This is a genomic window from Actinomadura sp. (assembly GCF_044508335.1).
Taxonomy (GTDB): Bacteria; Actinomycetota; Actinomycetes; order Streptosporangiales; family Streptosporangiaceae; genus Spirillospora.
Map to the genome: position 1 here is coordinate 3,069 of NZ_JBIQHY010000111.1, position 6,381 is coordinate 9,449.

Genomic DNA, 6,381 nt, shown 5'->3' on the forward strand with positions numbered 1-6,381 from the left:
GTCCGGTCGGCGGTCCGGTCGGCGGCGGCGGGGCGGGTGAGGCGGCGGGTGAACCAGACGGTCTTGCCGGGCGGGTGCGGGCGGGCGCCGGAGTCGGTGGCGAGGGCGGCGACGAGGAGGAGGCCGCGGCCGGCCTCGGCCCAGTCCAGGACGCGGGGCGGGCCGGCGGGTGCGGTGGGCGCGGCGGGGTGGGCGTCGGTCACCTCGGCGGTGAGGAGGGCGCCGTCCAGGCGCAGCGCGAGGCGGACGGGGCCGGTGCCGTGGACGACGGCGTTGGTGACGAGCTCGTCGACCATGAGGACGATGTCGCCGGTGTCGGCGGGGTCGGTGACGTGCCAGCGCCGCAGGGTACGGGCGGTGAGGTCGCGGGCGCGGGACGCGGCGCGGGCGTGGGCGGGCAGGTCCCACGCGGCGGCGGCGCCGGGCGGGCCGTCGCCTCCGGTCGCGGCGGTGGCGGGTCGTGCGGTTCCGGTGCCGGTGGTCGTCATGGTGTCCCCCGTTTCGTGCCGGCTCGCCCGGCGTGCGTCATAGTCAGGGACGCGTGCGGCGGCGGGGCGGTGCACGGGTGCAGGCAACCCTCACTCCGGGGTGAGGCGAATCCCACATGCGGGGCGGCGGTGGACCGGGCACGGGGCGGGAGCCGTTACAGTGGGTGGGTCGGTGTGGCATGTGTCCCCCGGGCTCTACCTGATGCCTTCGGGGAATACCGCCGGTCCCATGCGGTCCGGGCTGGAGCTTCGTTGTGCCTTTCGCCGTGAGGCGACCACCACACCGGCTTGAACGCCGAGGCCCCGGCGAGATCGGATCTCGCCGGGGCCTCGGCGTTCGCGTGTCCGCGGGCGGGGTGGGCGGCGGGGCGGGTTACAGGACGGCCGCCGCGATGGCGGCGCCGATCGCGGCGAGGACGATGATGACGGCGGCGGCGAGGACGACGGTGCGGGTCCGGCGCCCCCGGCGGGTGCCGTGGCGGGCGAGGCGCCGGGCCAGCCGCGGGTCGTCCTCACTCAGGCGGACCTCGATCTGGGTGAGGATCCGCTGCTCCTCCATCGACAGCGCCATGCTTCAAACCTCCGGGGGGTGGTCAGCTGATGGGTTCCTCCCCGCAGATCATGATCATTATCCCTTCGGGGCGGTGACCGTCGCGCCGCGTCCGGGCGGGCTCTCGTTGTGGAGGCGGTCCAGGGCGGTGACGTAGTAGGTGTAGGCGCGGCCGGGTCTGGCGGCGGGGTCGACGATGCCGCCGCCGCGGACGTCGGCGATGAGGCGCTCGGGGTCGACGGGCGCGCAGCCGGGGGCGGTGCCGTCGACGCGGTAGACGGCGTAGGAGGCGGCGCCCCGGGAGGGCCGCCAGGTCACCTTCACGCCCTTGCCGTCGGGGACGGCGGCGGTGCCGTGGACGGGCGGCGGCGCCCCGCCCTTGTCTGCGGCCTTCCCGTCGGCCTTGCCGTCGCCCTTGTCTGCGCCCGTGTCCGCGTCCTTGCGGTGGGCGCGGGCCGGCGGGGGGATGGCGGGGCGGGAGTAGTGGTCGTCGCGCAGGCGGGAGGCGAACCCGCGGCGGTCGGCGGCGATGTCGGAGGCGCTGAAGAACACGTCGCCGCGGACCTGCGGGTGCTTGGCGTTGACGGTGAGGTGCCGCGACATCTCGGCGGGGTCCTTCCAGGCGGCGTCGGCGCCGACGCGGTAGGCGCCCTGCCCGATGGTCAGCTGCACGCCGGTGCCCTTGACCTGGCCGGCCCACCAGGCGACGAGCTTGGCGTAGTCGGCGCGGGGGTCGCCGATCGGCCAGTACAGCTGGGGGGTGACGTAGTCGAGCCACCCCTTCTTGATCCATTTGCGGGTGTCGGCGTAGATGTCGTCGTAGCTCTGCAGGGCGCGGGTGGGCGACCCGGCGGGGTCGCTGGTGTCGTTGCGCCAGACGCCGAAGGGGCTGATGCCGAACCGCACCCAGGGCTTGGCGTCGTGGATCTTCCGCGACAGCGTCTCGACGAGGGTGTCGACGTTCTTGCGGCGCCAGTCGGCGCGGTTCATGCCCTTGCCGTAGGTCTTGTAGGCGGCGCCGTCGGGGAAGTCGCCGTCCTCGGGGTAGGGGTAAAAGTAGTCGTCGAAGTGGACGGCGTCGATGTCGTACTTGGTGACGACGTCCATGACGGCCTTGGTGGCCAGGTCGCGGACCTGGGGCAGGCCCGGGTCGTACCACAGGCCCTTGCCGTACTTGCGGACCCAGTCGGGGTGCTTGCGGGCGGGGCTCTTGGGCGACAGCTTCTTGATGTCGTCCTGGCGGGAGACGCGGTAGGGGTTGAACCAGGCGTGGAACTCCAGGTTGCGGGCGTGGGCCTCCTTGAGCATGAACGCCAGGACGTCGTAGCCGGGGTCCTTGCCCTGCGTGCCGGTGATCCACTGCGACCACGGCTCGTAGGGGGAGTCGTAGAAGGCGTCGGAGTTGGGGCGGATCTGCACGAACACCGCGTTCATGTTCATCGCCCGGGCGGTGTCCAGGAGCGCGGTGAACTGCTTCTTCTGCTCGGCGGCCGGGTCGCCGGTGTCCTTGGGCCAGTCGATGCCGCCGACGGTGGCGATCCACATGCCGCGCAGCTGCCGCTGCGGCGAGTCGCCGGGCGCGGCGATCTCGGGGCATTCGGCGGGGGCGCCGGGCGGGACGTCCCCGCGCGCGCCGGCGTCCCGCTCGCCGAACGCGGGGATGCCGCACGCGGTGAGCGCGGCCGCCGCCGCTCCCGCGGTGATCGCCGCCGCCACTGCCCGGAACCTGGATCGCGTCGCCATAGCGGCCCATTGTCACCCATCCGCTGCGCTGCTCGGGCCGTAACCGCGATGACCGTGTGATCCCCTGCCGTCCCGTTTCGTCCGGTCTCCGCCTTGCGATCTTCGAACACGCGTTCCATACTGGCCGGACGGCTGATCGTTCACACGTTCGAAAGAGGGGTGGGGTGTGCGCTGGGACCACCTGCGGCTGGACGGCGGCGCGGAACCGCCGGCCGGCGCCGCCGCGCTGATCGAGCGGCGGGCCGTCGCGCGGACGATCGACACCCCCGAGTTCCGCGGCATGACCTTCTACGAGGTCCGCGCCAGGACGGTCATCAACAAGGTCCCCGAGGCCTCCCGCGTCCCGTTCCGCTGGACGATCAACCCCTACCGGGGCTGCTCCCATGGCTGCCCGTACTGCTTCGCCCGCAAGACGCACGAATATCTCGACATGGACGCGGGCGCGGACTTCGACTCCCGCATCGTGGTCAAGGTCAACGCCGCCGAGCGCGTCCGCGCCGAACTGGCCGCGCCGCGGTGGCGGGGCGAGCCCATCGCGATGGGCACCAACGTCGACTGCTACCAGCGCGCCGAGGGCCGCTACCGGCTGATGCCGGGCATCCTGGCGGCGCTGCGGGACGCGGCCAACCCCTTCTCCATCCTCACCAAGGGCACGCTGATCCTGCGCGACCTGCCGCTCCTGCAGGAGGCCGCCGCCCGCACGCGGGTGAGCGCCGCGGTGTCGGTCGGGTCGGTCGACCCGCGGCTGTGGCGCCTGGTCGAGCCGGGCACCCCGCCGCCGCGCCGCCGCCTGGAGGTGTGCGCGGCGCTCAACGACGCCGGCGTCGGCTGCGCCGTGCTGATGGGCCCGGTCATCCCCTACCTGTCGGACTCCCCCGCCCAGCTGGACGCCGCGGTCCGGCAGATCGCCGAAGCGGGCGCCACCTCGGTGTCGGCGATCACGCTGCACCTGCGCCCCGGCGCCCGGGAGTGGTTCCTGGCCTGGCTGCGCGAGCACCGCCCCGACCTGCTCGTCCCCTACGCGCGCCTGTACCGGGGCGGCTCCTACGCCCCCCGCGACTACCAGGAGGGCATCGCGCGGCGGGTGCGCGAGCTGGCGTCCCGCTACGGCATCGGCGGCCGCGCCTCCCACCGGAACGCCCCTCCCCCGCCGCCCGCGGCGCCGCAGCAGCTGTCCTTGCTGTGACCGCCGCCCCGGCACGCGGGCCGGGAGTCCGAGGCGGGAGTGCGAGGCGGGCCGATCAGGCCGGTTCGGGGTCGAGCTCGACCGGTTCGGCGATGACGTCGACCATGGCGCCGTTGCGCAGCACGGTGATGGGGAACGGGCGGCCGATCGCCTCGGCGAACATCAGCTTCTGCAGCGACTGGGCCTGCGAGACCGGCGCGCCGCCGGCGGTCAGCACCAGGTCGCCGCGCCGCAGCCCGGCGCGGTCGGCGGGGCTGCCGGGCACGACCTCGGCGACGCGCAGCGCGTCGTCCTGCCCGGTGCGCTCGCGCAGCTGCGCCGGGACGGGCACCGGCGCGGCGGCCAGGCCGAGGAACGCGCGGCGGACGCGGCCGTCGCGCATCAGCGCGGCGATGATGCGGCGGGTGGTGGCGTTGATCGGCACGGCCAGGCCGAGCCCGATCCCGGCGACGGCGGTGGCGACGCCGACGACGCGGCCGGACGAGTCGGCCAGCGCGCCGCCGGAGTTGCCGGGGTTGAGCGCCGCGTCGGTCTGGATGACGTCCTCGATGAGGCGGACGGCGGTGCCGCCGCGGGTGGGCTGGGAGGTGGGCAGGGACCGGCCCAGCGCCGACACCACCCCGGCGGTGACGGACCCGGCCAGGCCGAGGGGGTTGCCGACGGCCACCACGAGCTGCCCCACGACCAGGCCGTCGGCGTCGCCGAGGGCGACCGGGTCGGGGACGGGCCCGTCCGCGCGCACGACGGCCAGGTCCGACAGCGGGTCGGTGCCGACGACGGTGAAGTCCCCGGCGGCGCCGCCGGAGAACGCGGCCTGCCCGCCGGGAGCGCGGCCGACGACGTGCGCGTTGGTCAGCAGGAACCCGTCGCCGGTGAAGGCCACCGCCGAACCGGCGCCCTCGCCGCGGCGGTGCCGGACGCGCAGCGCCGCCACGCGCGGGGTCAGTTCCCGCGCCACGGCCGACACCGTGCGGGAGTAGGCGTCCAGGGGGTCGGTCTCGTCCATGGCACCTCCCGATGATTACAGGCTTACACGGTAACCATGGAAGGGGAAGGGGTGTTCCCGGGCAGGTCGCCGCGCAGGACGCTGTACAGCACCTCGTCGTGGTACCGGCCGCCCAGGAAGCTGTAGCCGCGCATCACGCCCTCCCGCGTGAACCCCGCCTTCTCCAGGGCGCGCTGCTCGGCGAGGTTGTCCACGTCGGTCTCGGCCTGGATCCGGTGCGCGGTCGTGTGCGCGAACAGGTACTCCACCAGCAGCCGCTGCGCGCGGGTCCCCGCCCCCCCTGCCCCGCGCCGCGGGCATCAGCGCGATCCCGATGCTCCAGCACCACGTCCGCGCCGTGGTGTTCACCCGGCGGTAGGACACCAGCCCCAGCCGGTCGCCGCCGGCGGCGACCAGGAGGTCGCCCTTGTCGGCGCCGAGCATCCCGTCGGCCTCCCACCTGCGCCGGAACCGGTGCGGATCGAACCAGCCCTCCCACAGGAACGGCCCGCACAGCCCGGGATCGGTCCGCAGCCGCTCGACGAACGGCAGGTCGCCCTCGGCGACGGGCCGCAGCCCCACAAGATCGTCCATGGCCGTCCACGGCAGGCGGCGCGCCCCGCGGGCACCACCGGGATTCACCGCAGCGTCGACAGGCCCCCGTCGACGTGCAGGACCTGACCGGTGATGTAGGACGCGCGGTCCGACAGCAGGAACACCGCCGCGTCGGCGACCTCCCACGCGGTTCCCTGCCGGTGCATCGGGATCAGCGCGGCGACCCGGTCGCGGGCGGCGCTGCCGGCCGAGGCGTCCCGCCCCATCACCGTGTCGATCAGCCCCGGCGCCACCACGTTGGCGCGGACCCCGCGCGGCGCGCCCTCGGCGGCGATGTGCCGCACCAGCCCGGTCAGGCCCGCCTTGGACGCGTCGTAGGACGGCGACCGCGATCCCGGTTTCGTCCCGGCGAGGGAGCCGATGAACACCATCGACCCCCCGGCCTCCAGCGCGGGCATCGCGGCCTTGCCGACCAGGAACGGGGCGCGCAGGTTGACGTGCAGGACGCGGTCCCAGTCGGCCAGCGCCGTCCCCGCCAGCCCGTACCCGATCCCGATGCCGGCGTTGAACACCACCCCGTCCAGCCCGCCGAGCCCCTCGCCCGCCAGCGCGACCACGCGGTCGCAGGCGGCCGGGTCGGCGACGTCGGCCACCACCGTGCACGCCCGCCCGCCCTCGGCGGCGATCATCGCGGCGGTCTGCCCCGCGGCGTGCTCGTCGAGGTCCGCGCACGCCACCATCGCGCCCTCCCGCGCGGCGGTCACCGCGATCGCGCGGCCGTTGCCGACCGGGGCGGCGGGGTCGTCGCTGTGCCGCGTCCCCGCGCCGACGACCAGGATCCGGCGCCCGGCCAGCAGCCCGCCGGACGGAGCGG

7 protein-coding genes are annotated in these 6,381 nt (G+C 75.0%); 1 reads left to right on the forward strand and 6 read right to left on the reverse strand.

What is annotated here, in order from left to right; genetic code table 11:
- The 3 genes from ACIWVC_RS27790 to ACIWVC_RS27800 all read right to left on the reverse strand — a co-directional run.
- Positions 1 to 488, reverse strand: a 488-nt coding sequence (locus tag ACIWVC_RS27790; RefSeq protein WP_396454782.1) for an ATP-binding protein, incomplete at its 3' end; no start/stop codon positions are given.
- Positions 489 to 861: 373 nt separating this feature from the next.
- Positions 862 to 1,059: a DUF3040 domain-containing protein gene (locus ACIWVC_RS27795; RefSeq protein ID WP_396449884.1), complete on the reverse strand. Its 198-nt coding sequence runs from the start codon at positions 1,057 to 1,059 to the stop codon at positions 862 to 864.
- 57 nt (positions 1,060 to 1,116) lie between these two features.
- Entirely contained in the window at positions 1,117 to 2,781 is a 1,665-nt protein-coding gene (locus ACIWVC_RS27800) for a family 10 glycosylhydrolase (protein ID WP_396454783.1), read from the reverse strand.
- A gap of 166 nt (positions 2,782 to 2,947) precedes the next feature.
- Between ACIWVC_RS27800 and ACIWVC_RS27805 the strand changes: the two genes are divergently transcribed.
- Complete coding sequence (locus ACIWVC_RS27805) at positions 2,948 to 3,967, forward strand: Rv2578c family radical SAM protein (RefSeq protein WP_396449886.1); 1,020 nt, start codon at positions 2,948 to 2,950, stop codon at positions 3,965 to 3,967.
- A 55-nt stretch (positions 3,968 to 4,022) separates the two neighbouring features.
- On the opposite strand, the gene ACIWVC_RS27810 is transcribed toward ACIWVC_RS27805, so the two are convergent.
- The 3 genes from ACIWVC_RS27810 to ACIWVC_RS27820 all read right to left on the reverse strand — a co-directional run.
- Positions 4,023 to 4,973, reverse strand: coding sequence for a S1C family serine protease (locus ACIWVC_RS27810; RefSeq protein WP_396449887.1), 951 nt, complete (start codon positions 4,971 to 4,973; stop codon positions 4,023 to 4,025).
- Between the two features lie 23 nt (positions 4,974 to 4,996).
- Entirely contained in the window at positions 4,997 to 5,221 is a 225-nt protein-coding gene (locus tag ACIWVC_RS27815) for a GNAT family N-acetyltransferase (protein ID WP_396454784.1), read from the reverse strand.
- Between the two features lie 369 nt (positions 5,222 to 5,590).
- Positions 5,591 to 6,381, reverse strand: a 791-nt coding sequence (locus ACIWVC_RS27820) for an SDR family NAD(P)-dependent oxidoreductase (RefSeq protein WP_396449889.1), incomplete at its 5' end; no start/stop codon positions are given.